Source organism: Nocardia sp. JCM 34519.1 (assembly GCF_020361265.1).
In the GTDB taxonomy this organism is placed as follows: domain Bacteria; phylum Actinomycetota; class Actinomycetes; order Mycobacteriales; family Mycobacteriaceae; genus Nocardia; species Nocardia arthritidis_A.
Genome location: NZ_JAIRBR010000022.1, coordinates 1 through 24,583, shown reverse-complemented (window position 1 = coordinate 24,583; position 24,583 = coordinate 1). Strand labels below are relative to the sequence as shown.

Annotated in this window: 27 protein-coding genes and 1 tRNA gene; 9 read left to right on the top strand and 19 right to left on the bottom strand. The window is 61.7% G+C overall.

The window, feature by feature from the left end:
- Positions 1 to 87: 87 nt before the first annotated feature.
- Complete coding sequence (locus LGY53_RS35670) at positions 88 to 564, bottom strand: DoxX family protein (RefSeq protein WP_225731200.1); 477 nt, start codon at positions 562 to 564, stop codon at positions 88 to 90.
- Between the two features lie 176 nt (positions 565 to 740).
- Between LGY53_RS35670 and LGY53_RS35665 the strand changes: the two genes are divergently transcribed.
- The 4 genes from LGY53_RS35665 to LGY53_RS35650 all read left to right on the top strand — a co-directional run bounded on the left by LGY53_RS35665 (position 741) and on the right by LGY53_RS35650 (position 4,665).
- On the top strand, positions 741 to 1,205 hold the full coding sequence (locus LGY53_RS35665; RefSeq protein ID WP_225731112.1) for a hypothetical protein: 465 nt from the start codon (positions 741 to 743) through the stop codon (positions 1,203 to 1,205).
- Between the two features lie 399 nt (positions 1,206 to 1,604).
- Entirely contained in the window at positions 1,605 to 2,192 is a 588-nt protein-coding gene (locus LGY53_RS35660) for a hypothetical protein (RefSeq protein WP_225731111.1), read from the top strand.
- Positions 2,193 to 2,444: 252 nt separating this feature from the next.
- Positions 2,445 to 3,311, top strand: a complete 867-nt coding sequence (locus tag LGY53_RS35655) for an N-acetyltransferase (RefSeq protein ID WP_225731110.1) — start codon at positions 2,445 to 2,447, stop codon at positions 3,309 to 3,311.
- A 721-nt stretch (positions 3,312 to 4,032) separates the two neighbouring features.
- On the top strand, positions 4,033 to 4,665 hold the full coding sequence (locus LGY53_RS35650; RefSeq protein ID WP_225731109.1) for a hypothetical protein: 633 nt from the start codon (positions 4,033 to 4,035) through the stop codon (positions 4,663 to 4,665).
- Between the two features lie 219 nt (positions 4,666 to 4,884).
- On the opposite strand, the gene LGY53_RS35645 is transcribed toward LGY53_RS35650, so the two are convergent.
- The 6 genes from LGY53_RS35645 to LGY53_RS35620 form a co-directional block, all read right to left on the bottom strand.
- The gene (locus LGY53_RS35645) at positions 4,885 to 5,211 is read right to left on the bottom strand and encodes an antibiotic biosynthesis monooxygenase (protein ID WP_225731108.1); all 327 of its coding nucleotides are present in this window, start codon (positions 5,209 to 5,211) and stop codon (positions 4,885 to 4,887) included.
- A gap of 165 nt (positions 5,212 to 5,376) precedes the next feature.
- Positions 5,377 to 6,246: an NAD(P)-dependent oxidoreductase gene (locus LGY53_RS35640; protein ID WP_225731107.1), complete on the bottom strand. Its 870-nt coding sequence runs from the start codon at positions 6,244 to 6,246 to the stop codon at positions 5,377 to 5,379.
- A 497-nt stretch (positions 6,247 to 6,743) separates the two neighbouring features.
- Positions 6,744 to 6,962 carry a hypothetical protein gene (locus LGY53_RS35635; protein WP_225731106.1) on the bottom strand — a complete coding sequence of 73 codons (219 nt, stop codon included), beginning with the start codon at positions 6,960 to 6,962 and terminating at the stop codon, positions 6,744 to 6,746.
- A 31-nt stretch (positions 6,963 to 6,993) separates the two neighbouring features.
- A complete protein-coding gene (locus LGY53_RS35630) occupies positions 6,994 to 7,827 on the bottom strand; it encodes a hypothetical protein (protein WP_225731105.1) in 834 nt (277 codons plus the stop codon).
- Between the two features lie 124 nt (positions 7,828 to 7,951).
- Positions 7,952 to 8,224, bottom strand: a complete 273-nt coding sequence (locus LGY53_RS35625) for a hypothetical protein (RefSeq protein ID WP_225731104.1) — start codon at positions 8,222 to 8,224, stop codon at positions 7,952 to 7,954.
- Between the two features lie 333 nt (positions 8,225 to 8,557).
- Positions 8,558 to 8,625 (bottom strand) — tRNA-Arg (locus LGY53_RS35620).
- 500 nt (positions 8,626 to 9,125) lie between these two features.
- Between LGY53_RS35620 and LGY53_RS35615 the strand changes: the two genes are divergently transcribed.
- The 4 genes from LGY53_RS35615 to LGY53_RS44510 all read left to right on the top strand — a co-directional run bounded on the left by LGY53_RS35615 (position 9,126) and on the right by LGY53_RS44510 (position 12,744).
- Positions 9,126 to 9,425, top strand: coding sequence for a hypothetical protein (locus LGY53_RS35615; protein ID WP_225731103.1), 300 nt, complete (start codon positions 9,126 to 9,128; stop codon positions 9,423 to 9,425).
- Positions 9,426 to 9,604: 179 nt separating this feature from the next.
- A complete protein-coding gene (locus tag LGY53_RS35610) occupies positions 9,605 to 10,846 on the top strand; it encodes a hypothetical protein (RefSeq protein WP_225731102.1) in 1,242 nt (413 codons plus the stop codon).
- A 405-nt stretch (positions 10,847 to 11,251) separates the two neighbouring features.
- Positions 11,252 to 12,211, top strand: a complete 960-nt coding sequence (locus LGY53_RS35605) for a hypothetical protein (protein WP_225731101.1) — start codon at positions 11,252 to 11,254, stop codon at positions 12,209 to 12,211.
- Positions 12,208 to 12,744: a restriction endonuclease gene (locus LGY53_RS44510; RefSeq protein ID WP_225731100.1), complete on the top strand. Its 537-nt coding sequence runs from the start codon at positions 12,208 to 12,210 to the stop codon at positions 12,742 to 12,744. The genes LGY53_RS35605 and LGY53_RS44510 overlap by 4 nt, the downstream gene beginning before the upstream one ends.
- A gap of 252 nt (positions 12,745 to 12,996) precedes the next feature.
- On the opposite strand, the gene LGY53_RS35595 is transcribed toward LGY53_RS44510, so the two are convergent.
- The 4 genes from LGY53_RS35595 to LGY53_RS35575 form a co-directional block, all read right to left on the bottom strand.
- Positions 12,997 to 14,955, bottom strand: coding sequence for an amidohydrolase (locus LGY53_RS35595; RefSeq protein WP_225731099.1), 1,959 nt, complete (start codon positions 14,953 to 14,955; stop codon positions 12,997 to 12,999).
- A 406-nt stretch (positions 14,956 to 15,361) separates the two neighbouring features.
- Positions 15,362 to 18,991 carry a tetratricopeptide repeat protein gene (locus LGY53_RS35585; protein ID WP_225731098.1) on the bottom strand — a complete coding sequence of 1,210 codons (3,630 nt, stop codon included), beginning with the start codon at positions 18,989 to 18,991 and terminating at the stop codon, positions 15,362 to 15,364.
- Between the two features lie 31 nt (positions 18,992 to 19,022).
- Entirely contained in the window at positions 19,023 to 19,349 is a 327-nt protein-coding gene (locus LGY53_RS35580; RefSeq protein WP_225731097.1) for a hypothetical protein, read from the bottom strand.
- Positions 19,350 to 19,397: 48 nt separating this feature from the next.
- Positions 19,398 to 19,694, bottom strand: a complete 297-nt coding sequence (locus LGY53_RS35575) for a hypothetical protein (protein ID WP_225731096.1) — start codon at positions 19,692 to 19,694, stop codon at positions 19,398 to 19,400.
- Here LGY53_RS35575 and LGY53_RS35570 point away from each other — a divergent pair.
- Positions 19,681 to 20,208, top strand: a complete 528-nt coding sequence (locus LGY53_RS35570; RefSeq protein ID WP_225731095.1) for a DUF6508 domain-containing protein — start codon at positions 19,681 to 19,683, stop codon at positions 20,206 to 20,208. The two genes, LGY53_RS35575 and LGY53_RS35570, sit on opposite strands and share 14 nt — an antisense overlap.
- 187 nt (positions 20,209 to 20,395) lie before the next feature.
- On the opposite strand, the gene LGY53_RS35565 is transcribed toward LGY53_RS35570, so the two are convergent.
- From LGY53_RS35565 to LGY53_RS35530, 8 genes are all read right to left on the bottom strand, one after another.
- Positions 20,396 to 20,737 (bottom strand): hypothetical protein, encoded by a 342-nt coding sequence (locus LGY53_RS35565; protein ID WP_225731094.1) that lies wholly within the window; start codon positions 20,735 to 20,737, stop codon positions 20,396 to 20,398.
- Positions 20,738 to 20,763: 26 nt separating this feature from the next.
- Positions 20,764 to 21,060, bottom strand: coding sequence for a hypothetical protein (locus LGY53_RS35560; RefSeq protein WP_225731093.1), 297 nt, complete (start codon positions 21,058 to 21,060; stop codon positions 20,764 to 20,766).
- A gap of 43 nt (positions 21,061 to 21,103) precedes the next feature.
- On the bottom strand, positions 21,104 to 21,556 hold the full coding sequence (locus LGY53_RS35555; protein ID WP_225731092.1) for a contact-dependent growth inhibition system immunity protein: 453 nt from the start codon (positions 21,554 to 21,556) through the stop codon (positions 21,104 to 21,106).
- A gap of 4 nt (positions 21,557 to 21,560) precedes the next feature.
- Positions 21,561 to 22,898: a polymorphic toxin type 28 domain-containing protein gene (locus LGY53_RS35550; RefSeq protein WP_225731091.1), complete on the bottom strand. Its 1,338-nt coding sequence runs from the start codon at positions 22,896 to 22,898 to the stop codon at positions 21,561 to 21,563.
- Positions 22,895 to 23,200, bottom strand: coding sequence for a WXG100 family type VII secretion target (locus LGY53_RS35545; protein ID WP_225731090.1), 306 nt, complete (start codon positions 23,198 to 23,200; stop codon positions 22,895 to 22,897). Before LGY53_RS35545 ends, LGY53_RS35550 begins: the two co-directional genes overlap by 4 nt.
- A complete protein-coding gene (locus tag LGY53_RS35540; protein ID WP_225731089.1) occupies positions 23,197 to 23,532 on the bottom strand; it encodes a WXG100 family type VII secretion target in 336 nt (111 codons plus the stop codon). Before LGY53_RS35540 ends, LGY53_RS35545 begins: the two co-directional genes overlap by 4 nt.
- 153 nt (positions 23,533 to 23,685) lie before the next feature.
- On the bottom strand, positions 23,686 to 24,042 hold the full coding sequence (locus LGY53_RS35535; RefSeq protein ID WP_225731088.1) for a hypothetical protein: 357 nt from the start codon (positions 24,040 to 24,042) through the stop codon (positions 23,686 to 23,688).
- A partial coding sequence (locus LGY53_RS35530) for a hypothetical protein (RefSeq protein ID WP_225731087.1) occupies positions 24,042 to 24,583 on the bottom strand: 542 nt, incomplete at its 5' end. The genes LGY53_RS35535 and LGY53_RS35530, both read right to left, overlap by 1 nt.

Here is a 24,583-nt window from a genome sequence, read left to right as displayed (position 1 = left end):
CTTTCACGATCCTCGCCCCCGAGGGGATATCAAAGGGCTGACGGGAATCTCGCTGACCCGCCGATGATCCAGCGAGCACCTCGGCGGCTACGAAACATGTTCTCCCGCAACGTCTGTCGACGACGACGCACCCGAGCGTCGGGCCAGCAGCGCGTCGACCGACCAGCGGCCGGGTCCTACCCACAGCAGAAAGACCAAGCCGAGCAGCATCGCGAAATCGGTCCGCGCATCGTGTGCCATGCCCCAAAAGCCCTGTACCCCTTGAAAACCGCCGGGCCGCAACTCACGCAGTTTGGTCAGCGCGATCGCCGAAACGATATCGATCAGCAACGGTATCGCCGCCAGCCGAGTCGATAATCCGACCACGATCAGTGCGCCACAAGCTATTTCGACTACACCGTCGAAGTTTGCGAAGAACGTCGGGGCCGGAATTCCGATCTTGTCGAACCGGCCCGGCCCCAATTTGTCCGGATACAGGAACTTCTGCACCCCCTCGCTGAAGAACACCAACCCGACCGCCACCCGGATACAGATCACCGCCGAGTGCCCTTCGGCGCCAAGCATCCTCACCCAGAGATCCCGACTCGACTTCGTCACCATGACATCGCCTCCCGGTATCGCAAGTCCGACAATATCCACGATGCCGCATCCGCCGCAGGTACAACGGCCCACACGGGCGTAATCTCGAGATTCGGGCGTATCGTCGGCGGCAACAACGCTCTCGAAGGAGATGCGGCACAGTGGGGAGAACGTTCAGGTCGGGCCAGGCAGCTGCTGGTTATCGGATCGCCAAGATCGTACTCGGGCTGCTCCTCTTTCTCCTATGCGTGTTTGCCGGGTTCAGCGCCGGTTACGAGAGCGCTGGGCGTCTCGGGTGGATCGGTACTCCGGGCAGCGTCATCGTCTCCCAATGCCACCGCGACGACAAGAAAATGTGTGATGGCGCGTTCATACCCGATAGCGGCGGCGCGGGTTCGAGTCCCATCGTCGTCGGCGGCGGCCCTTACGACCGCGGTGCGATACTTCATGTCTTTCGTATCCCCACACCAGAATTGTCAGGGGTGACGATCTATCCTGCCGACACTACTTACGCAACAACAGAAATGCTTGCGGGGCTGATATTCATCTTTGTCGCTCTCGGAATCCTCGCCCGCACAATCCGGCCCTGGATCCACGCGCGATCCATGTCGAATGAAATGCGATAGAAAGCCGTGGCCGACTGAGGGTTTCGGGATGCCCGACCTGTTCGGACCGGGTGGCGAGAAGCTTCGCGAGCTGATCGGCGGTGTCTGCCGACAGCATACGGTCTGCAGCAGAGACCGCCGATCTGCTTGTCTCCCAACGGCACTCATCCCACGAGTCGCGCCGGAGCGCCAGATGGAGGAGTCACCTACCTGCCGAGCCGTCACCCGACCGCCCACATGAACCTGCCAAGGGACGCCAGATATGGCGGATGTTCGCGTGACGAACAGTTCGGTGCGCTGACCGGCAAGTAGAACGCGGCCGCCGCCCCTACAGTCGCCGGTACCGGATATGAGCTGGTGTGGACTGCGATGTCCAGCCATGTCGGGTTCGACAGGCTACGAGCGACCCCAGGAGGTTCGATGCGCAGGGAGAAGACGAACAGGCGACTGGCAGGGGTCGCGATTGCTGTTGCCGCGGTTGGCTTCTCGCTGATCACTTCCGCTTCCGCCTCCGCCGAGACAGGATCGGCCGAGGGTATCGACGTCACCATTTCGGCGCAGGACCCGACCACGCTTCGGCCGGGCGGGGCGCCCATGCGCTTCACCGTCACACTGGCCAACACCACGACCACCGACAATCCCGCGGTGGGCTTGGTGGTGTCACTGGGGCACTGTTCGTGCAGTCCGAGCCCGGTCAAGATGATGCCCGCCGGGTCGATGCTGATGCTCAACCCTGCTACCAACGTCTGGCAGGCGGTGCCCTACGTCGCCGAAGGCGGCGGCACCGATTTCCTCGGCCGAACCGTCGTCGCACCGTTCGCCCTTGCCCACGGACAGACCGCCACCTACCAATTGGAGGTGCAGTTGGCCGCCGACCACGAAGCGGCCATCGGCAGCGGCGAGTCGTCCGTGGATGTAACGGTCACCAACCCCGCCACCAATACCGCGCTCGGCCACAGCCCCACGACATCGCTGCCTATCACTGTCGAACCCGATCCGAGCCGGTGACTTCGCGGCGCTCCGCGCAATACCGTCTAATCGGCATGTGTGCGTTTGAATGCCATGTTGCCCAGTTGATCTGACGGCCTGAACCCCCAGGCATCGCAGGATGACTTCATTTGTGCGCGTTGATCATTCGGTGTTCGAGGGTTGGTGGGATTGCTCAGACATCATTGAATTCGCCTCGCGCCCTTCCCGAATCCGCCGGTCGCCCGAAAAACCGGGTGCGGACGGTCGGCACGGTGGTGTGTGATCGCGGGTATGGCGATTGTGTTGGGCACGCCGGGAGTCGACGGGCTGAGCGAGCCTGTGGGAGCGTTGCGGGAGTGGCAGTACGACGGGGCGCCGATACAGCTGCATCCGGGGGATCTGTGCTGGTTCTGGCGGTTCGGTGCACAGGCTACGGCCGCGGCGGTGCGGACTTGGCGTCGGGAGGGACGGATTCTCGCGGTCGGGCTGCTGGACGGGCCGACGTTGTTGCGGCTGGCGATCGCGCCGGATGCTGCGCTGGACGAGGAGCTGGCGCGGCAGCTGGTTGAGGACGTGACCGCCCCGGAGCGCGGCGTACTGATTGAGGGGCAGGCGTGTGTCGCCGCGCCGACGGATGCACTGGTCCGCGATCTGCTGTCCGGGGGCGGCTGGAATGCCGACGAGCCGTGGACGCCGCTTCGCCGCGACCTCACCGAGCCGGTGCCGGACCCGGGCGTGCGGATCGAGGTGATCGGGCCGGAGCAGGCGCACGTGCGGACGGCCGTACAGCGGGCATCATTCGACGGGTCGACGTTCACCGGCGAGCGCTGGCACGCGATGGCGGCCGGGTTGCCCTACGCCGACGCCCGGTGTCTGGTCGCCTACGACGACCAGGGCGAGGCGGTGGCGGCGGTGACGGTGTGGTCGGCCGGTCCTGCGAAGCCCGGGTTGCTCGAGCCGATGGGCGTGCATCGAAAATATCGCGGTCACGGCTACGGCAAGGCGATCACCGTCGCCGCGGCGGCCGCACTTCAGGAGCTCGGCTCGTCGAGCGCGATCGTCTGCACCCCGAGCTCCAATATCGGTGCCGTCGCCACCTACAAGTCGGCTGGCTTCCAACAACTTTCCGAGATCCGGGACCAATGTCGGGACACCTGAATCAATTCCGCCGCACGCTCGTAAGCCGAATTCGAACGGCCGGTGAACGCGGATAGTCGACTATGCCGACCGGGTACGCGATGCCATCACCAGACATCGGTACCTGCGCGGGGCGCTTGCGGTGTCCGCCGAGAGCGTGCATGCGGCGGGCCGATATCGGTTGCGGCGCAGGGCAAGTCACCGCCCACCTGCACAAGCTAGGTGTCGATGCCCTGTCTCCCGGGATGATCGCGACGGCGCGGCGTGACCACCCCGGCCTGCGGTTCGAAGTGGGCTCGATGACCGAACTCGATCTCCCGGCAGCAGAATTGAAGACACAGGGACGATTCCGGATGGGAGCGCGGTCCAGAGATCAACGCGCCGAGCTGATCTGGTGGATCCAATGCAGGGTAGTAGCCGATTTCCGTACGTTCGTGGAACGGTGCTGGGGGCGGCGCGGCACCTGGCCGCCGATCCGGGACCGCAACGGGTGACGAGTTTGCCGGATTCGACCCATCTGTATCCCGTACCGCAACGAATGCGGTTTCGGAATCGGTCGCTAGCGGCTGGAGCAGTCTGCCCTGGTCCGGCGCAACCCGTCGATCCGGCACGCGGAGACGAGGTCCGGCTGGTGATCGGTTCTACCCGACCTCAGCCCGGGGTCGTGGCGAGGCCGGGCCGAATTGTCCTGGCGGCGCGGCGTTGTCGTATCGACGCGCCACACGAACGACGGAAGGTTTGCATGGAAATCGAACGATCGAAAGCACAGGCACCGGCGAGTTCGCCACGTTCCCGTCACACCGGACCGGGCCGGTTCGCCCCGGCCGCCGCGGTGCTGCTGAGCGTCTGGGCACTCGGCTACAGCGCGGTCGCCGCCCCTGCCGCGATGGCGGAGAAGCCGGGCGCGAAGACGACTACGTGCACGATCGCCGAGAACACCCCGATCTCGGTGACACGGAACAAAGGCGACGAGGAATTCACCGTCAAGTCTGACCTCAAATACACCTCCGACAGCGATTCCAGCTGCGTCGAGTTGCCCATCGATGATCCTTTGAACAGGGATGACCTCCAGTTCCATTCGAACGGTAGCGACTGTGAAATCTCGCTTTCCAAGGTGGGAACCGACGACAAGGACGCCAACGGTGATGAAGAAATATTCAAAATGACGAAAGGTTCGATAGTCGTTCCTTCGAAGGGCGGTGACGCAAAAGTTGACGTCGAGGGCACTCTGTCTCTGCTCGGAAAGAAAAGCACGATAACGTTCGACGGTCAGGTCACGAGCCTGAAGCTGGGATCGTGTAGCCCGGACGATTTTCGGGGCACGAGCGACGACAGCAAGATCTCAGGCACGCTCACCGACACCCCGAAGTCGTAGCGGCCCACTTCTGCATACTCATTCGAGCAGCCGCCGGCCAGGCGTGGCGTTCTTCATCGCCTGGCCGCATCAGGTGTAACCGCGCCTCGATTCACGCTGGCCTCACCGATGACATCCCGGAAGTGGACAGGACCACCCGAACGGCTGCCTACAGTCGACACAAGTGATGCGGCGGTCGAGTACCCGACTGGGACAAACGATATCGACGGCGGATGCCGACTACTGCCGCGCGAGAAACGTCTTGTGCACGCGATACAGGTTGGGCTCGACTGTGGCCAGCTCGGCTGCCGCGTCCATGTGTTCGCGCACGAGGGGGGATTCGAGCATGGCCTGGAAGTCCTCGACGCTCCGCCACTGGGCATAGTTCACGACATGGGTACCGTCGAGGCCGGCATGTAGGTTGGCAGAGACGAACCCCGGCAGGTGCTGCATCACATCCTCGGTCGCTCGGTCGAGCAGGTCGAGGAGCCGCTGCTGGTCGGCGGGTTCGACGGTGAAAACGTTGACCAGAGTCACAACGTTCTGATCGGGATCGATAGTGGTCATGGACGAATCTTCCTATACCGCAGGCTACTTGACCATCGATCGGCCTCGTACTGAGCTCACCGGAAGCGAATACCGGTGTCTTGCCGCGGTCGGGCGCTCCGATGAAGCGAAACCGACTGCGGCGCAAGACGTTCGCACATGCCGACGAGCGGATGTCGGTGCTGTCTACGGTGGAGTTGCACCCGGTGCGGTTACGGGTGTAGCCGCGAGTGCCGCGACATCATGAACGGGACGATAGCCCAGCTTTCGCTCCGCCTTGCCGGAGTCGTAAACCCGGTCGATCCGAGCCGGTAGAGGCCAGCCCCGCCGCCGGAACAACGCCACCGTCTCCGGTGCCCGGTGGGTGAGTAGCGCCGTGGCATCGCGCCACAACTGCCGTGTGTCGTTGGGGCGGAACACCATTGGACCGGCGATGTTGAACAGGCCGGTCACCGTGGGGCGTTCGGCGGCCAGTCGGTGCGCGCTGGCAACATCGCGGACGTCGACCCCACGGTAGAGCCGGTGCGCGGCTTGAACAGCCAGCGGCTCGGGAAAGCATCGGGCGATGCGCAACACGATCGTCGAGAACGGGTGATCGGGCGCCCGGACCAGATTCTCTGCCGCGAATTTGGTTTCGTCGTAGATATCGCGTGGCTCGGTCCGGAGTGACTCGTCGACCCAGACCGCACGATCATCGGGTACCAGCGCATGCCCGTACACCGAGGTGGAACTGGTGTAAATCACCCTCCGCACACCGCAGTCGGCCGCTCGCGCGAGCAAATCGGCGGTGGCATCGACATTGACCGCCCGGAATTCGCTATCGGGAACCGAACCGACGTGCGGGGCATGCAGGGCGGCCACGTGTACTACGACGTCCACACCGTCGACAGCACGTTTTCGAAGCTCCGCATCGCGCAAATCGCCGCAGTAGGTCGTCCAACGCCCCGGGCGCTGGTCCCACCCACGCACTTGCCAACCCGCGGTATGCATTTCATGTGCGACCGCAGCACCGACAACACCGGAGGAACCGGTTACCAACACCACTCCCAACACCATGTACGTCGACTCTACCGCGCGTCGACTCGTCCGGTCGTGAACGAACACTCCACAATTCCGCATTCAGCGCTGTTTGCGACACGAAATATACTGCGGTGCATCGCCGATCGCGGACCGAGGCGCGAACATGGTATGGCCGCCCGGTCCGGTCGTCGACCGGGATCCCGCCGATCCCACCGGTTTTCTACGGAAGCCGTAAACGATATTCCAGAAGGCTGTCGCGGCACACTGATATCTCCAGCAGCCCTAGACGATTCACACAACCCGAATCGTCGCGCTGTCAGGCGAGTAGCCGAATAATCAGTCGCGGAATGGAATTCGCAACTATCCGAATCCGATAATCCGTAAAACTATTCTACCCCAGTAGAATTGAGGGCAGTTACACAACCAGCTGGCACCGGTTCGCGCATCTACGGGAGAACAATTGAACACGGCCGAACCCCGCACTCATCCACTTCGCCCACCCCTCGGCCAGTCCAGTGCAGAGGCTTTCTCCACTACTCGGGAGAGATATGCAGGCTGTCTCGCGTCGCCCGCACGGTCACGCCCGGCACCGGCTGCCCGCGATCAACAAACAATGCGGCCCACCCATCCGGACCATCCAGCCACTGCAACAACCAGGTCCCCGGACGCCTCGTATCCGCGACAACACCCGGCGCGCGCTGCACGTCATGAAACGTGTAGCCCGGAAACGCCGCCCACACCGCCTGCAACACCTCCCCCACCTGGCCCGCGGTCACCCCGGAGTTAGCCTCGGCGTACCCATCCTTGGGCGATGTCGCCGAGGTTCCACCAGGAAACGTATTGTGTGTCTTGGGATTTCAATTGCCAGGAGGTGTTGAGTCTGTCGAAGTAGGCGTCGTCTCCGGTTTTGCTGCCCTTGGGTTCTCCGATGAAGATCAGGCGTTCGCCGCCGGCGTTTTCGAAGGCGTGGAGTGCTCGGGATGCAATTGCATCGCCCCATCCCGGTGGCCAGCACAGGAACAGAACGCTGTCTTTCTGCTGTTCGGCGGTGAGGTTGTCGAGGGTGCCGACCGGATACCAGACATCGAGTTGTCCGGCGGCAGATGGGAAAGACACGTTCGCGGTCTGGTCCGGTGGTTCGGAGTCGAATGCCGATACTGCCACGTCGTGCTTTGTCAGTTGGTTGGCCCGATAGCCGCGGCCCGCGCCGATTTCGAGAATGCTTTGCCCTTCGGTGAATTCCTTTATCCACGACAGGGTTTCGGGGGATGGGATCGCGTATGCGTATACGGCTTGCAGGATCATCTGTGCGTAGCCGAGTCGTGCATTGCCGTTCGGCCGACCACCGTTGACGACCCTTCGCTGTTCGGTGCCGGTGACCGATGGGCCGACGATGTCCCAGTACGGGTTCGCCGATGTCGTCGAACCGCCGGTCATGAAGTGCACGAATCGCAGATCGAACGCCGCATCGGCAACGTCATCACCGGTTCCGGGTAGCTGAGGTGCCATATCGAGATAATCAGCGACTTTCGGATACTCGGTTCGGAGTCGTTGCTCGTCCCCCAGCAGTGCGGCCAGTTCGTCCCGTCGCTCGGTCGTCAACGAAAGCCCAGTCATATGTCGATTCTCTCCGACCACTCGCGAACGTCGTGATTGTTCACCGAAGACAAGCTCGACACATCCACAAGCTCGATCGAACCATCTTGTGTCGCAACGGATCCCAAACAGGGAGTCGTGCCCACTACAGCTTGTCGCCGAGACGAGCGCGACGGTGGGCTGCCTTAGCCCTCTCGTCGGCTACAAGTACTTCCGGCGCGTCGGGCAAGGTCATCTTGTCGAATGGATTCGAGGAGATGATGTCCTCTGCCACAAGGTATTTGAAGAACTGCTCAAGTGCCCGGTAATGACCTCGCGCGTACTCGGCCGACAGCGGCTTGCCCGTCCGCTCGTTCGGCCGCGTCAGCAAGGACTCGATGAACGATCCGAGATGATCGCGTGTGACCTCGGGCGCCAACGTCGGCAGGTTGTTCTCGACCAGGTACTAGACGAAGTAATCGATCCGGACCAGATAACCATCGAGGTGTTCTTACTGCGGTTCTCCCGACACAGCTCGGCAGTGAACTCGTTCTTCAACTCGCGGTTTCCGCAGCCCAGAGAGGTGTCTGCGGGCCTAACACCGCAGAACCAACACGCCGACAGGTAACGTCACCGCACAGGATGACCACAAGATCCGGGGGTCCGGGGGCTCGCCCCCGGCCGGGGGCGTGGGGGCGCGGCCCCCACAAAACACGACGATGATCGCCCACCCCGAAGGCGTGCCCGCCGAGCAGGCACGCCCTCGATCGAGTGGGGCGGGCGGGGCTCGAACCCGCGACCAATGGATTCGCAGTCCACGGCTGCCGAAACCATTCGGCCATGTTCGGATAGATGCGTTTTTATACGTTTACCAGGAAGAATATTGAATCACATCATGGAGTCGAGATGCGTTCGGATTCAGCTTGATTCGGCTGTATCTCAGTGAAAGTAGAGAGTAAATAGAGAGTACAGAAGCTGTGTGATACGCGGTTTCAGTAGGACCACCCCTTGAGGCCAACTCAGAACACAGAGTTGGTGGCGAACCTGCCGCTACCCAAACATTGTTGTTTGCCACAGTTGCGGGAAATTCTCATGTCAACTCCGGCCGACAGCAGTACGGAAGTAGAACGGATCGTCGCGCTGTTGATTGACGGACGCCGTATTCCCGGATTGCGCCTCGCCATCAGGATGTCAGTAGCTGACCAGCGGGTTCGCCACTCAGTGTCAGTGGTTTTCGCCACGGAAATGTCAGTGGCCTGACCTGCGGGTTCGTCACTGCAATGTCAATCCAACAAGCGTGTCGCGATCACTTGAACCGTCGCAGCTCCTACCGTCGCAGCATGACGGAATCTTCTCCCAGTCTCGTGGAAGCCATTCGCGTCGCCGTCGAGTTCTTGGCCGTATACATGGCGGCCGAGAGCGAGGAAGAGGTTCAGGCCGTGGGCGAATACGTTCAGGCGCGTCTCACCGGCCCCAACGCGGTCGACTCCGAAATGCTGATAGTCGGACAACTGGCGCTCGCCCAAGCGCTGCTGATATCGATGGCGACCAAGGACGGGGAGCCAGCCGGGAACATCCACGCCTACGCCGCAGACTGGCTGAACCAGTTCAGCACCATGCTGGGGAATATGCAGCTCTGACATTCCTGATGACGAGCTAGTACTGACATCGCACTGACGAATCGCACCGGATGACCGATACGCGGTGCGGATATTCCTGTATCTCGCAGTCGTCGCCTTCCTCGCCCCGTTCTCACCCTGCCGAGCAGCCCGGTCGAATTTGACTTGTCTCGGGCCGTACGACGTGCTCGTATTGAGCGATGTACGAGGGGTCCTACTGGACTACCGAAGCCGGCTTGCGTCTCAAGGACACACACCGGTTGGTATCGACGCTGCTGCTGCGCCTCGAACAAAACCCAATGACGAAGGGGGCGAAGGGAAAAGCCCGCAAGCGAGAACTACGTGACCTGCTGCTCCGCGATGCCGCCACGTGGCACCGGTTGGACGGGAAGTACGGCGGCAGATGGCCTCGGTCACGCGCGGACCTAGCAGTCGATATCACGATGCGCACGACACTGCGTGATCCCGCTCGGATCGACAAGTACTGCAAGTGGTTGTTGGACGAGCTCGGAGGTCAGCATGGCGATCCGATCGTGTACACCGATGACCGGCAAGTTAAGATGCTGTTCGCACGCCTCGCCCACGATGCGGACGAACCGTCGATCTGGGTGACCGCGCAAACGGTGGCGCGGATTAATGAAGGGCTTCGGCGAGTCGATAGTCTCGATTGCCGTTGGAATGTCGGCGAAGCCAACTGGCAGCTGGCCCTGCACAGTGACCTCGATGAAGACAGTTACTATTACGAGGGAGTTTCCGCGGACTTTTTACAGGCTGCCGGTTTGGATGAAAACACCATCCGCGAATACACCCTTCGTGATTATGTCCGACAGCGGTTGGGATACCAGCTGACCTTTTTGGGGCTCACTGACCAGTTGTCGTCGGCCGTGGTGTTCACCCACGCAGACAAGCGCTTCCGTGATCGCTTCGGCTTACCCACGACCAACGTAGCGCTGCACAGATTGCTCGAATACGGCCTCGCCGTCAACTTGGGCCCGCTACCGACACGGCCAGGTGAATCTTCCGCATTCAAGCAGCGGACAACATTCGAACTGACACAGCTGTTGACCAGGCACACACGGATGGCTCCGCTGCTGCCGTCGATCGGCGTCACCGTATTCTACCTGGAAACCCATACCGGCAAGGACCTCGACAACATCTTCGGTGACCTCGAAGTGCTCCCGACTCTTCTCGACACGGTGCGACCACCCGTCCATCCGTTGGCCGATTATTCGCCGATCGAAGATCTGCGAAGGTGGCATGAACACGATCGCGCTGCTGTCGGCGACATCGCCTTCATCGAAGCTGTCGCATTGAAAGGCGCAGCGGATGAACAACTTTCGCCCGGCACGGTAATCGTGGCGCTCTCACACGGGGAACGTCTGGAAAGCTGGTGGGCGAGCGCACTCCAGTTTCTGCAGAAACATAATCACGAGGCGGAGTGAACTGGGGTATCGCAGGTTGCCGTATCAGCTGAGGCAGACGACAAGCCTCCGGCTATTGCCGGTCGGCTACTGAGCCCCTTTGATGTCTGGACGGGGACTCCAGTTGTGTCGCCGACGCCGTGCGCTGACCGATCCGGTCAGCGCGGTAGGTGGCTAAGCGCAGCACGTCGCTCAATCAAACCTGGCACGTTTGAGTCAACTCGCAAAGTTCCACGAATCTTGCAGAAGCCCAGGCCCTACCTGACCGTTGATCCTCATAGAGCCACAACTTCGACCAGCAGACAGATACAGGATGCTGAAGCTCTGGAGGGGCGTCGGTCTCATGGACGTGGTGTTCACCGCATCACCGTCGTTTGCAGTTGTGGCACTACCGTCTTATTTTGCTGACAAGGGGGAGCCGGGCTCGTGGTCGAGCGATCCTTTACGGAGCCGGATGAGTACGATCTGTTTATGCGTTGTCTCATCATGGCATCGGCGTCGCTCGATCTGGGGGTGTTGCACGAGGTTCTTGCCGATCTGCACGCCGAATCTGAGTCAACCTCGATCCTTGGGCCGGGAGTTGATCTACTTCGAGTGCCTCTCGAAGATTTCGATTTTGGGATTGCCATCATCCCGGACGATGCGGCGGAGAACAGTGGCGTGAGGGCTGCCATATTTCTTGAGATTGGTATAGCGGCCGCACGTAACCTCCCTGTGCTAGTTATCACCTCTCCTGATGAGCCTCCGCTCCCGGCATTGGGAGATCTTGTGCAGGTCAGAACGCGTATCGACAATGCAGATGCCTTGCGGTTGCATATCGGACTATTCTTGGCCCCGCTCTCAAGGGATGCCTCAACATCAGCGCTGTGGAAGTTCTACGATGTCCAGCGGGCGGACAGAAGTGCCGATGAGATTAAAAGACTGTGGAATGAAGAGGCGATCAAAGCGGAACTGGACCGAGTATTTCGTAGGAATTCTCGACAGGAGTACACCGAGTCCCAGATAGCCACCTATATCGAGAAGATGCTACAGTCCCAAGGTGCTCTTGTTCAAAGAGAGGCGCGGGGGGAATCCGGGGCAATCGAACTAGCTTTCACGCATCCCGGTATTCGGGAAACCGTTCTTGTTGAGATAAAGAAGTTCGGAGGCGAGGAAGGCTCGCTTGATGGCGCGCGGCGGCAATTGTCCAAATATATGCGGAACAACAGCCAATCCATCGGCTTGATTCTCTTTGACGAACTGCCCGGCGCATCGACGCCTAACTTTTCGCCCGATTACCCCCAAATATTGGCTTTGAGTCTTATGGACTTCGTCGCCAGCGTAGAACCGGACCGCTTGGGTTCCTTCCTTGCGCATACCCGCAATCAGCTGGTGCATGGTCAATGACGGAACTGGATCCCGCCATAGTCCGACACTATCTCGACGTCGCACGAACCGCGCCGGATACTGACACTCAGGGCAAAGCGCTCGAAGCGCTTGCCTTCTATTTGTTCGAATGCATTCCGGGATGTCTCGCCGAACGGAATGGGGTGAGTCATTTCCGTAGCGAGCAGATCGACGTCGGCGTTTGCAATGGAAAGCATCAGGACGGATTGCATGCGCTTCCTCACGTGATACTTGTCGAATGCAAGGACTGGAGTCAGCCAGTTGACAGTAGCACTCTTGGATACTTCATAAATATACTCGATAACCGCAGGGTTGAAGCGGGCATACTTATTGCAGCAAATGGCATTACGGGGGAGGCGCGGGATCATACCTATGCGCACTCCCTGGGGGTAAGCGCTCTGGCGAGAGGCATTAAGGTGCTGGTCATTACGACCGAAGAGATTCAGAAACTTACTTGCACCAGTGAGTTTGTCGAATTACTGCTACGGAGATTTCTGTCGGCGTACATGCGGGGCGGCATCGGCGTGCCGTAAGTTCGGTGCGAATATTAACCGCGCATATGATGAGCGGCCGGGGGTGCGTCTTGAGGAGGTTCTCCTGAACGGAGCCCTGTTTCTGCCTTCTCGAATTCGGGCATCGTCTTCATCGTTGCGGCACCTCGGACGGTCGGAATCGCTGGAGAATCCACCAGAAGCGCTGGGATAGTGGGTGGTGTGAGCCGAAGAGTTGGTATTCCCGGAGCGTTGGCCTGGACGGTCTGAACTGGGGGATCGCCGCAGGTGTGGTCAGAGTTGGCCGTATTCGCCGACAAGGCGTCCGCCTACATAGGTCTGTAGAACGGCGGTCCGCCAAGTCTGCTGGCCAGCGTCGAGGTGGATCGGGTCCTGGTCGGTGATGATGAAGTCGGCAATTCTGCCGGGCTGAAGCGTTCCGAGGATGTGCTCTTGGTGAGCGGCCTTGGCTGCGTCGAGGGTGTATGCGCGAAGCGCTTCGTAGGGTGTCATCGTCTGCTCGGCGTGCCAGCCTCCGGTGGGTTGGCCGTGGTGGTCGGTCCGGGTCACCGCGGCGTGCCAGCCGTCGAATGGACGGTAGGAGGCGACGGGGAAGTCGCTGCCCGCGGCCAGGATCGTGCCCTGGTCGAGGAATCGCCTCCAGGCGTAGGCGCCAGCCATCCGCGTGGCACCGAGGCGTTTTTCGGCCATCAGCCGATCGTCGACCGCGTGGGAGGGCTGCACAGACGCAATCAGGCCCAGCCGCTGGATGCGCGGGAAATCCCGGAGCGCGACCACCTGGGCGTGTTCGATCCGATGCCTCAGATGAGTTCGGGGTGAGGAACCCAGTACGTCTTCGAAAGCGTTGAGCAGAAGCCGATTCGCGTGATCGCCGATGGCGTGCACTGCGACCTGGTACCCGGCGGCGATGATCCGGCGGATCCGGGAGGATAGTTCGTCGGGTCCCAACCGAGGCAGACCGGAGGTGCCGGGCTGGTCACTGTAGGGATCCAGCAAGGCCGCTCCATAGGATCCGAGCGCGCCATCGAGCACGAGCTTGACAGTCCGCACCCGCAGTAGATGGTCGGCGACCGAGTCGATACGAGCCGCCGTACCGAATTGGTCGAACGTTTCCCAGCTGAGGAAAACATTGTGCCGCAACGTAAGTCGGCCATTGTTGACGGCGTCGTAGAGGGTCGCGAGTTGCTCGGGATTGGTGGAGGCTTCGCTCATCGAGGTCAGACCGGCCTGGTGCAGCATCTGTTGAGCGGCGTGGAGCCGATCGGCGTAGTCGCTGTGCGTCGCCGCAGGGATCACCTGCTCGATCAATGCCTTGGCGGTGTCGACGAATACTCCGGTGGGTCGGTCGGCGGCGTCTCGTTCGATGTGTCCACCCGGCGGGTCGTCGTAGTGGGGGCCGAGGACCCCAGCGGCGCGTAAGGCCGCCCGGTTGGCCAAGCCCGCGTGGTTGTCGCGGCGTTTCAGCCATAACGGGCGCCCATCCAATATGTCATCGATCGTGGCGAGGTCATCGGCGGTCGGCATCCGACCCAGTCCCCACGCTCCCTGGTCCCATCCCCAGCCCAGGATCCACAGTGACTCCGGATGCGCCCGCGCCCATGCCGTGATCACCGCAAGCGCTTCGGGTAGGGATTTGGACTCCGACACATCCACCTGGGTCGTCGCCGCACCCAGCGCCCAGACGTGACCGTGCGCGTCGTGCATTCCGGGCAAGCACGCCCGTCCGCGACCGTCGATACGCCGCACACCCCCAACCGAGGCGGGGTCCACCGCGGCAACCCGCCCGTCTGCGCCGATGAGGAGACTACCGAATTCCCGTAGTCGCCCGTCGCTGGTGCAGGTGTATCCGCGCACGTTGTCCACCAGCAGCGGCTCGATCGGATCGGTATGCGGGCGTGAGAGATTCGAGCATCCGGTGAGCAGCCTCGTCGTTGCGGTGATCGTCGCACTGGTGCCGATAAGGCCCAGAATTCGGCGTCGACTCCATCGAGGGATTGGCACGAGTTGGTCGTGGTCTGGGTACATGGCGTGTTCACCTTTCGGGAGATGTTCGCGGTGAGCGCAGGCGTGTCCGCCGGAACACTGCGGCAATCCAGTTCGACTGGCGCGCAAAGGCATCAAGTGAAAGTGGGTGTTCAAGGGACCTGTGGCGCTGGCGGAAGGCGAGAGTGAACCGTTATTCGCCGCCGTTGTGTACCACGTTTGACGCCGGCGCATGTCCATGCCGAACATCCAGGATTTGGAGCTTACGCTGATATTTGTCAGATGCACTTTTCTCAAGGGTGTGGAACGAGGTAGCCATGGCAGGCAAGTTCGAACTATTCGCCAATTCGGCCGACAAGTTCCGGTGGCGGTTCAAAAAAAATCCATGGTGGGGCTTCGCACCGTATGGAGGTGTCCCGCGCGTTCCACCGACAAACGCATGTCGCATACCGGGCGGTACGGAGTGCTCTACAGCGGCTCGAAAGACGGAAACGGTTCGCTGAATTCTCTGCCAAATGGGACCAGCGGTGTTCGGTTGTGGGACAACGCCTGGCCGGTATTCATGTCGTTCCTCGACTACGATATCGAGATCCGACGAATCATCTGCTCCACCAACGCCATATCACCTTCGAAGGACAGATCCACCTAGCCGGAACTAACTACTGCCGGAATCGGATCCGTCGTTAATTGGACACCCCTCACTCGATGCGTCGTACCGCCTCGTCAATTGGTAGATCTCGTCTCGGCCCGCGATAGCCCTCCTATCGCCCGGGACTAATTCAATGGCACGCTCGAAGTCGGCTAGAGCATCGTCGAAGCGACCCATCAGCTGGTAGACTTCGCCTCTTGTGACAATGACCCAGTAGTAGTCCGGGGCAAGCTCGGTAGCTCGGGTAAGCTCGACCAAGGCGTCCTCGTAGCGCCCCATCAACCGGTAGATCTCACCCCGGCTAGCAATAGCCCTGGTGTAGCCCGGGACGAGTTCGATAGCGCGGGTGAGATCTGGCAATGCGTCCTGGCCAAGCCCCATTGCCAGGCTTGTCTGCCCGCGACTCTCGATGGCCCATGGGAAGTCCGGCGCGAGTCCTACAGCCCGGGTCAGCTCGGCCAGGGCGTCGTCGTAACGTCCCATGAAGCGATAGGTCTCGCCTCGGCCGACGATCGCTTCTACATAATCCGGGACAAGTTCGATAGCGCGGTCGAAATCGGCCAGAGCGTCGTCACAGCGATCAATCAAACGATAAACCTGGCCCCTACCGACGATAGCCCTTGGGTTGTCTGGGGCGAGTTCGATAGCGCTGTTGAAATCGGCCAGAGCGTCGCCGTAACGCTCCATAGAGCCGTAGATCTCGCCTCGGCCGACGATCGCTTCTACATAATCGGGGGCGAGTTCGATAGCGCGGTCGAAATCGGCCAGAGCGTCGTCACAGCGATCAATCAAACGGTAAATCTCGCCCCGACCAACGATAGCCCTGATATAATCCGAGTCCAGCTCAATAGCGCGGTCGAAATCGACCAGAGCGTCGTCAAAGCGACCCGTCATTCGGTAGATCTCACCTCGGGCAGCAAGAGCCCGATCGTAGTCCGGCACGAGTTCGATTACGTGGGTCAACTCGGCCAGGGCGTCGTCGTAACGTCCCATGAACCGGTAGGTCTCAGCCCGGGCCGTCATAGCCGCGACATACTCCGGGGCGATTTCGATAGCGCGGCTAAAATCGACCAAGGCGTCGTTGTAGCGCCCCATAAAATAGTAGGTCCGCCCGCGGCCGAGGACGGCCGCCACGTAGTCCGGGTCCAGTTCGATAGCGCGGTCGAAGTCAGCCAGAGCGTCGTCGTAGCGTCCCGTGAACCAGCAAGTCTCACCTCGGCTGACGATGTTCCACGGGTAGTCCGGGGCGAGTTCGATAGCGCGGTCGAAATCAGCCAGAGCTTCCGCATAGCGACCCAACAATCGATAAGTCCGTCCACGGCTGGCGATAGCCCACGGCCAGTCCGGGTCGAGTCCTATCGCGCGGTCGAAGTCAGCCAGAGCTTCCGCATAGCGACCCATCAATTGATAAGTTTCACCTCGGCTCTCGATTGCCCACGGGTAGTCAGGGTCGAGTCCTATCGCGCGGTCGAAGTCAGCCAGAGCTTCCGCATAGCGACCCATCAATTGATAAGTCCGTCCACGGCTGGCGATGGCCCACGTGTAGTCAGGGTCGAGTCCTATCGCGCGGTCGAAATCAGCCAGAGCATCGTCGAAGCGCTCAAGCAACTGAAGGGTTTCTCCACGATCGGCGATAGCCCTCGCATAGCTGGGATCGAGTTCGAAGGAGCGAGTAAAGTCGGCCAGAGCATCGTCGTATCGACCCATCAGCTGGCGGGTCTCGCCCCGGCTGACGATAGTCCACGCGTCCCGCGGGTCCAGTTCGATAGCGCGGTCGAAGTCGGCCAGAGCATCGTCATATCGCCCCATCAACCGGTAGGTCTCGCCCCTGCCAGCGAAGGCGAATGCGAAGTTATCGCACAGCCCGATAGCTTGGTTATAGTCGGCAAGCGCGATTGCGTACCGACCGACACTGCGATGGACTCGTCCCCGCAGACGCAGAACCTCCGCACGTGCGGCAGTCGGTATGGCCGCCGCCCCGGCGAGCAGATTGTAGAATTCTACTTCGGCCTCATCGGCCAGCAGAGCCGTTTCTAATTGTTCTCCCCACTGTTGGAGTGGCGCAGCCTTAGCGTCGATTCCAGCTTGGGTGAGCATTTCTACCCACTGGCCCCGCAGGGCTTCGCTTTCCGAACTCGCCTGCACCAAGGTTCTCAACGCATCCGGCAGTGAGCCGTCTGCGTCGATACACAACCGATGATAAATCTCTTCGATCCAGTGGGCTTGCCACTCCGGATTACCCCAGGCGTCCTGTTCGCTGATAACTAAACGCCACGCCCGGTGTTGTTCGGCGAGGTGCCCGTGTATTTCGCGCCAGTGGGTCGGTGATTGACCACGAGCCACACGGATCATCGCGGCCCGTACCACGTCGTGGTAGTGACAGCGACCCGCCAGGTGTGATGTGAACGGCTGTGCCCGCAACCACGCAAACAATTCCCTGCTGTTGGCACCCTCATCGACCAGGACTGAAAGGACATCTTCGTCCACGAAGCGCGGCAGCGCTGCCACTACGGCGAGGGCGCGACGGTGTTCGTCGGTCTCCCATTTCAAGAACCGCTCAACCGCGTCGCCGCTAGGGTCGCCGAGCTGTGCGGGGTCGTGTGGACGGTTCTGCGCGAGGATGGCAAGCAACAGCGGAAGCCGACCCGAGACACCCAGCATCACCTCGACTAGCGATGGATCAGTAATTCGGTGTACTGCGAGGAATTGATGCGCCTCCACCTCTGTGAATGGCGCCAACGGCGTATCCGCCACCACATCGAGGTAGTGGGCCCACTGAGTGATATCCACAGGGGCACGACCAGCAATTGTAATCACTAGGTTTGGTGGCAAAGCCCCGTACGTCCCAGCAAGCAGTCCGATCAACCACTCATCCAGAATCGAACTAGTGCGTTCGTAGGTATCAAAGAATAGCGTTAGCGGCTTGTGTTTGCCTGCCTCGGCGATATCCTCAACGAACGCGGGTGTCAGAGCCTGCACAGGGGACAGCAACATCAAGACGTCCTGGTGGCTGCGAAATTTGGTGCCCAGGAACTTGCGGAACTGCTCCGCTTGCTCGGCCAGCGCTGCCGCGTCCACAACCTCGACCAGACCGCCGACACCTGGTATTCCCTTCGCAGCGTGCAATCCGAGCTTGACTGCGGTCGAGGTCAAGAACGTTGCTGTCCCCGGCGGGGCATTGTGATCGGTCTCGACCTCCAGACGCCGTTGCCGGTATGTCTTGAACAGGCGGGTGAATCGCTTCATCGGCTGTCCTTGGCGGCCCAGCTCTACGGCAATCGCGTGCATTGCATCAGGCACAGTGAACACCGACTCGTCCAGATATGCAGTCACCGCCCCGTGATCTGCAGAGATCTCCCGCAGCCTCATCACTAACGATGTCTTGCCGACTCCGCCGTCACCGTGAATGAAGAACACCAGCCGACGCGCCGGATCCCCAATCGGCACAGCAAGATTAGCCCGAAACTGCGCTAGGGCGCCCTCACGCCCTACGAACCCAGCCGCTTGTTGCTGACTTATCAAGGCTTGAAAGGATATAGCCTTGTCGCCCACCATGCCGAACCCTCCCGACTTAGCTTCGGCCAACAGCGTTAAGTATCCACTGGCTTCGACGGCCGGATCAACGATCCGCGCCACTGAACCCGAAGGGGGTCCAGCCCAGGAGAATCTATTGCTCGCGGACGACCGGACCGCGGAACCAGCAGTACGGCAATCGGGTGCCCGGGTAGTTCAAGTAGAGGTTGTAGGCGGCTCGGGTGTGGGCGTCGATCGTATCGGTGTGGATGGGTTCGATGAGGTACTCGACGGCCGTCGGTTCGACGGTGGTCGCATGCCAGGTGGTGAGGAGTTGGTCGTCGGTGTCGTAGATGTCGATCCAGGAGGTCGTGTCGTCCGGTAGCGGGTCGCCTGTGACTTCGAAGCGTTGGGTGAACGCGGCGGATCTGCTGAGGACGAGGGTGTATTTGTTGGGACGGTAACCCAGGAATTCGACCATGACAGTTCCGGGAGGCGTGCGACGAATGGTGTTGCCCAACTGCGGATGTCAGCCGAGCAGGAACCACGGCCACCAGTGGTTTGTCCCGCAGTTGGGGGCGGCGAGGACCGGTGGTGGTGCGGGATAGCCGGGTCCGGAACCGCCGCCGTCGAGGCCGCGGCTCCAGTAGTAGGGCTGGCGGGGTTGGGTTCCTCCGGGTTGGTTGATGATCCAGCGTGGGATGGTGGCGAGTTTGTAGACGAGCCGGGAGGGAAGAATCGTGGCCGGATGGTGGAAAAGGTTGTTCGGCAGGAGCTCCGAGTACGTTCCACCCGGATACACCGAGGAGGAGATGGCGCGGATCAACGCTCAGTTCGACGAATTCAACCGCAAAGTGCGGCAGGCCGAGGCCGAATTGCGGGCCAACCCCTACCATCCCGACCCGAGCGAAGATCCTGCCATCGAATCCGTCCTCCGTGCCGCACGGCCGGAAGCCTGGCGCCGACTGTGGTCCGCCGTGGATGAGATCCTCACCGAGGACCCCGAGTCCCAAGCGAGTTGGCGATTCGAGAATTCCGACGGCTCCCTGTCGATGCCGCACGTCGACTACAGCAACGCGATCCATCGAATGACCGAGGCCCTGTATGACGTCGACGCGATCGTGAACTTCCCATGGATGAAATGGGATTTCAAGAGTGCTTATCCAGGTGGCTGGGGCTTGGATACTGCTCCGGTCGCCGATGCCGCACGCGTGCTCACCGCTGTGATCCGTGCCGAGCGCTTCAACGACGGCACAATCCTCGCAGCGCTGAGCGACGGCACTCTGCTCTCTGCTCTGCAACGACTGCGTACCTGGTACGAGCAGCATGCGAACCAATGATCCGAGGTTCGCGCGGTCGCACACCAGCGGGCTGGCAATCGTCGCGCGACAGCGAACCCGATCATGGTAGGTGTGTGCCGCCGCCTCTAGGAATGGGCGTCCTGGCGAACGCTTTCACCGGTTCCTGCCCACGGCTCGACGCCGCTGTTCGCTGTGACCGGCGTCGGTTTCACCAGCGCAGCCACAATCAGGAATGCGCTCGGAATGACAACTGGTACACCGCCGTTTGCTTGTGGTCGACGGGGTCCGGGGCGGTGATGTCGTGGCCTGCGGTGATTTCGTGGGCGGTGTCGATCAGCATGCCGCCGACGAGGGTTCGTCCGGATTCTGTGATGCGTTGGCGGCAGGCTTCTTTCAACTGTTCGGCCTGTTCATCGGTGGCGGCGTAGGTGTCGACGCGCACGATGGGCCGGTCGGTGATGCCGTCCTCGGCTCCGCCGATGCGGCGAACAATGTTGTAGGGCAACGGTTGTCCCTGCCGTTTTGATTTCACGGTCGGCGCGATCGGCGCAAGCAATGCGATCAGCACCTCGTGGACGTTTGGGTAGGTGGGCATCAGAATTCGTCGATACCGTGGAGGAAGTCGGCCATGACATGTTCGGCGGCGTTGTAGCGGGTGCCCTGCTCTCGATAGCGCGCGTAATGGCCGTAGGCGTAGACGACCCCGTACTGGTGGCCGTCGCCAGGATCGACATAACCGATCACCGAGATCGCGTTGAAGCCGGTCCGGTGGCGCGAGCGGGTACGCCAATATTCGGCACCGCGCGCCGCGATGTGTTCGAGGGCCTGCCGGGTGCCCTCACCTTCGCCGACCGCGATGTCGAACTGATTGCCTGTCGGGTCGTAATCCACCAATCCTCCAGCATGTCATCGAGTTCCGGCCGCAGCTGGCTCGTCACAGTATGTCGGAGGACTTCAATTCCGTTATTCGAGACCATATTTCGTCATCGGAGGGGAAATAGATGTCCAGATCGTCCCGCTGCGTCAGCTGATCGATCACGGCACGCAGGCGAGTCACGAGGTTCGGGTTCGCAGCCCATTCGCCTTCGGGAATCTTCAACGCCGCTACCAGGAGGTCGCCGGGATAGTAGTCACCTTCGGCCAGCGGGTCGCGCTCCAGTACGTCGAGCGCTCGGGGCAGGAGAACCGATATCCCTTCCCGTTGTCCCAGCATGACGCGGAGATCTTCGGCAGTGAACAGGCGAATGGGCTTGCGGCGCAATGTGTGCACCGTCTTCATCACGCGCGTCGCGTCGGGCGGCGGGTCCGGCCAGACGAGGCCGTCTACCTGCTCTAGGGTTTGGTTCGAAGTATCGGCGTTCACGCTGTCCCTGGTTCTGGTCGGCACACATTTACCTCGGCACGAACTGCTCACTGTAGTCGAGCAGGCGGCTGGCCTCCGACAGCTCCTTTTCGACCAGCGGGCGTTCCTCGTCGGACAAGTTGGGCCAGCTCAATCTGCGTTTGAGCTGCCCGATTCGCTTGATCAGACCATTCTGGGCGTCCTTGACCTCATTGACGTGATCCCATGGCGTCCCGTCCGGCTTTTCCGCCACGACTTCGCCGTTGAGTTCACGTCTGGCCGCGTCGAGGTCCCGATCGGTCAGGTGCTCCTTGATGCGATCTGTCGGTGTCGATTGCCCGGCCTTGTCCGCATCGCCGAGATCATTGGCGTCATCGATCACGGCTTTCATGCCGATGATGGCGGCGAGGTTGGTGATGGCTTTGTCGAGATCGACGGTGGGTAGGGCGTGGAAGGCGTCGATGATGGCAACAGCGCCGAGACCGAGGCTGGCTATGCCGAGCACCTTGGCCATTTTGCTGGCACGGTAGGACGCCTGGATCGCGTTGATGGTAGCGATCACGTCGGTGTCGATGACGCCGGCCGCGACCGCGGCGGAGGTACCGAGGCTGAACAGGAACAGCGCACCACCGACGAATGCGGTGATGCCGATGGTCAGTTCGACACTGTTGATCGCGCTGGTAGTTTCGCCGCCGAGGGCCACGGTCGCGTCGCGATAGTCGCCGACCGGGTCGGCCATCTTCTGGGCCGCGGTGACGACGGTATCGGCGCCGGTTTTCAGGGTGGCGAAGTGGCCCTGGATCAGTTGCCGGTTGGTGGCGTCATCCATGCCATCGAACAGAGCGGAGATCGCCGAAATACGCGCGGCGGCACTGGTGATGGTGTCGTGGTTGGCGAAGGTATTCCAGGTGGTGTGGGCCTTGTCGAGTTTGGTCTTGTCGCCGTTGGGGAGTTTGCCGAATGCGGAGAGGATTTTGGCGACGAGTTTGTCGAAGAATTCCTTGATGCCACCGTCGTGGTCGAAACCGATGCCGTTGTCGGCCACCGAGGATGGGATGACGACCTGGTACTGGCCGACCTGGCTGATAGAAGGTTGTGAGGGGGCGGGATTGCTTTTGTTGGCGATGCCGTAGTTGTAGCCGTTGGCATACAGCACGGCGCCGTAGTTGGTGAGGGCGTTGGCCAGGCTGGAGCAGGCTTGCATGGTCTGCTGGGCGGCGGTGTCGTAGGCTTCGCCCCATTGTTTGCAGCCGGGGGCGTCACCGGCCATGCCGACACAGTCGCCCTTGACCGCGTCGTGGACCGGTTTGTCGGCCTTGCGCAGTTCGTCGGCGAGGTCGTGGCATTTCTTGGCGGCGTCGTAATAGGTCTGCCAGTCGACTTTCATGGCTGCCCCGACTCCAGCATGCGGCGGTTGACGTCGACGGCGCGGGTGTAGCGGCCGTGTGCTTGCTGGGCGGCGGCGCTCATGGCGGCCACGCCATCGGCGAATTCGCGGGCGGCCGTGAGCCACTGTGTGTGTGCCTCGCTATAGGCGTTGGCCGCGGCGGACTCCCAGCTGCCGCGCCGTAGGGTCGCGACCTTGCGGTCGAGTTCGTCCAGATGATCGCGCAGAAACCCGGCCAGGCCGTTGAGACGGGACACGATCTGGTCGAGTTGGTCGAGGTCGACGCTGAATTCCGAGCTCATGGCAGGTCCAGGCTGGAGATACCGGTGCTGATGGCGGTGTCGGTGTTGCGGTAGGTGGCGGCGGTGACACCGAGCTTTTCGGCGAGGCTGGTCAGGGCTTGCAGGAGTTGTGTTCCGCCGTCGTGGGTTTCGGTCCAGCCGGTGGAGAATTCGGCGGCGGCGTCCCCCGTCCACCCCTGCGCGAGCAGGTTGTCGACCTCTCGGGCGGCGGAGTCGAGGGCTTGTTTCATGGTGTCGGCGATGTTGTAGACGTACTGGCCGATCGCTTGCACGTCATCAGGCACAACGGACAGATTCTGGCTGGGATCGGAAGGCCCCCCGCTGCCGCTCATGCGTCCGACCATAACGGGTCGGCTCGGTTGGCGTCCATACACATCGCTGCTGATCACGCCGGATGTCCAGGGTTCGGCTGCGAAGGGTGATCCGCGCCGGCGGCCGCGCAACGGGACTATCCGATCATGGTCGCGATCCCGAGTCGATCGGGCTCAAAATCCGCGGGCGATGCGGAACCGTTTACCCGGTGACCAACCGGTGAAGGAGTTGCGGGGCACGAGGATTGCTCCGACGATGCGGAATGGCTGACCGTCGAGCTTGGCGCGGTCGGTGGCGAAGACATCGGAATCGGTGGGGGCGGTGACGGATGCGGCGATCTCGATGACTTCGCCATCGATGTATATCTCGCTGGTGGTCCAGGAGATGGCGCAGGGCCCGATCCTGTGGTGCAGGCGGGCGTACCGGTCCAGCAACTGGCCGTGTTCGTCGCGGAGATCGCCGTAGGCGTCGGGGTCTCCCTCGCGGTAGATGTCGAGTATGACCCCGTGCGGGTAGCCGGGTGTGTTCATCAGCAGATGAGTGGTCGTCCGGTGGCCATGCCCGCGTTGCGCAGCACCAGTACCGCTTCGTGGCACAGGCGTTCACCGGCGCGCTGGATGCGGTCGGGGTCGGGTAGCTGGTAGCTGACCGAACCGCCGTCGGCGCTCTGGCTGGCGATCTCGGGCCGCAACGGTGCGGCCGACGGATCGATCCCCGCAGCGACCCACGACAAGACCTGGACGCAGGTGGCTTCTCGAAGCACGTCACGTAGGTCGGGGTCGGTGGGGAGTCCGGCGGGGGTGATGTCGTAGAGGTCGTTGCTGGTGATATCGCGAACCTGGGCGGAGGCGGTGCGGATCAGCGCGGCGGCGTTGGCGGGGATGGGGTCGAGTCGGCCGGTGAGGTCGGCGATGGTGGCGTAGACGAGCATCACGCGGCCGCCGCCCCGGACTTGGTGTCCTTGCTCGCCGCGGGCTTTGTGCCGCCCTCGGGTGATCGCCGCGGCCAGGGCCAGGACTCGCTGGGCGACGCGGACGGCGACGCCCTGGAAGGACCGGCCGCCGTGTTGTT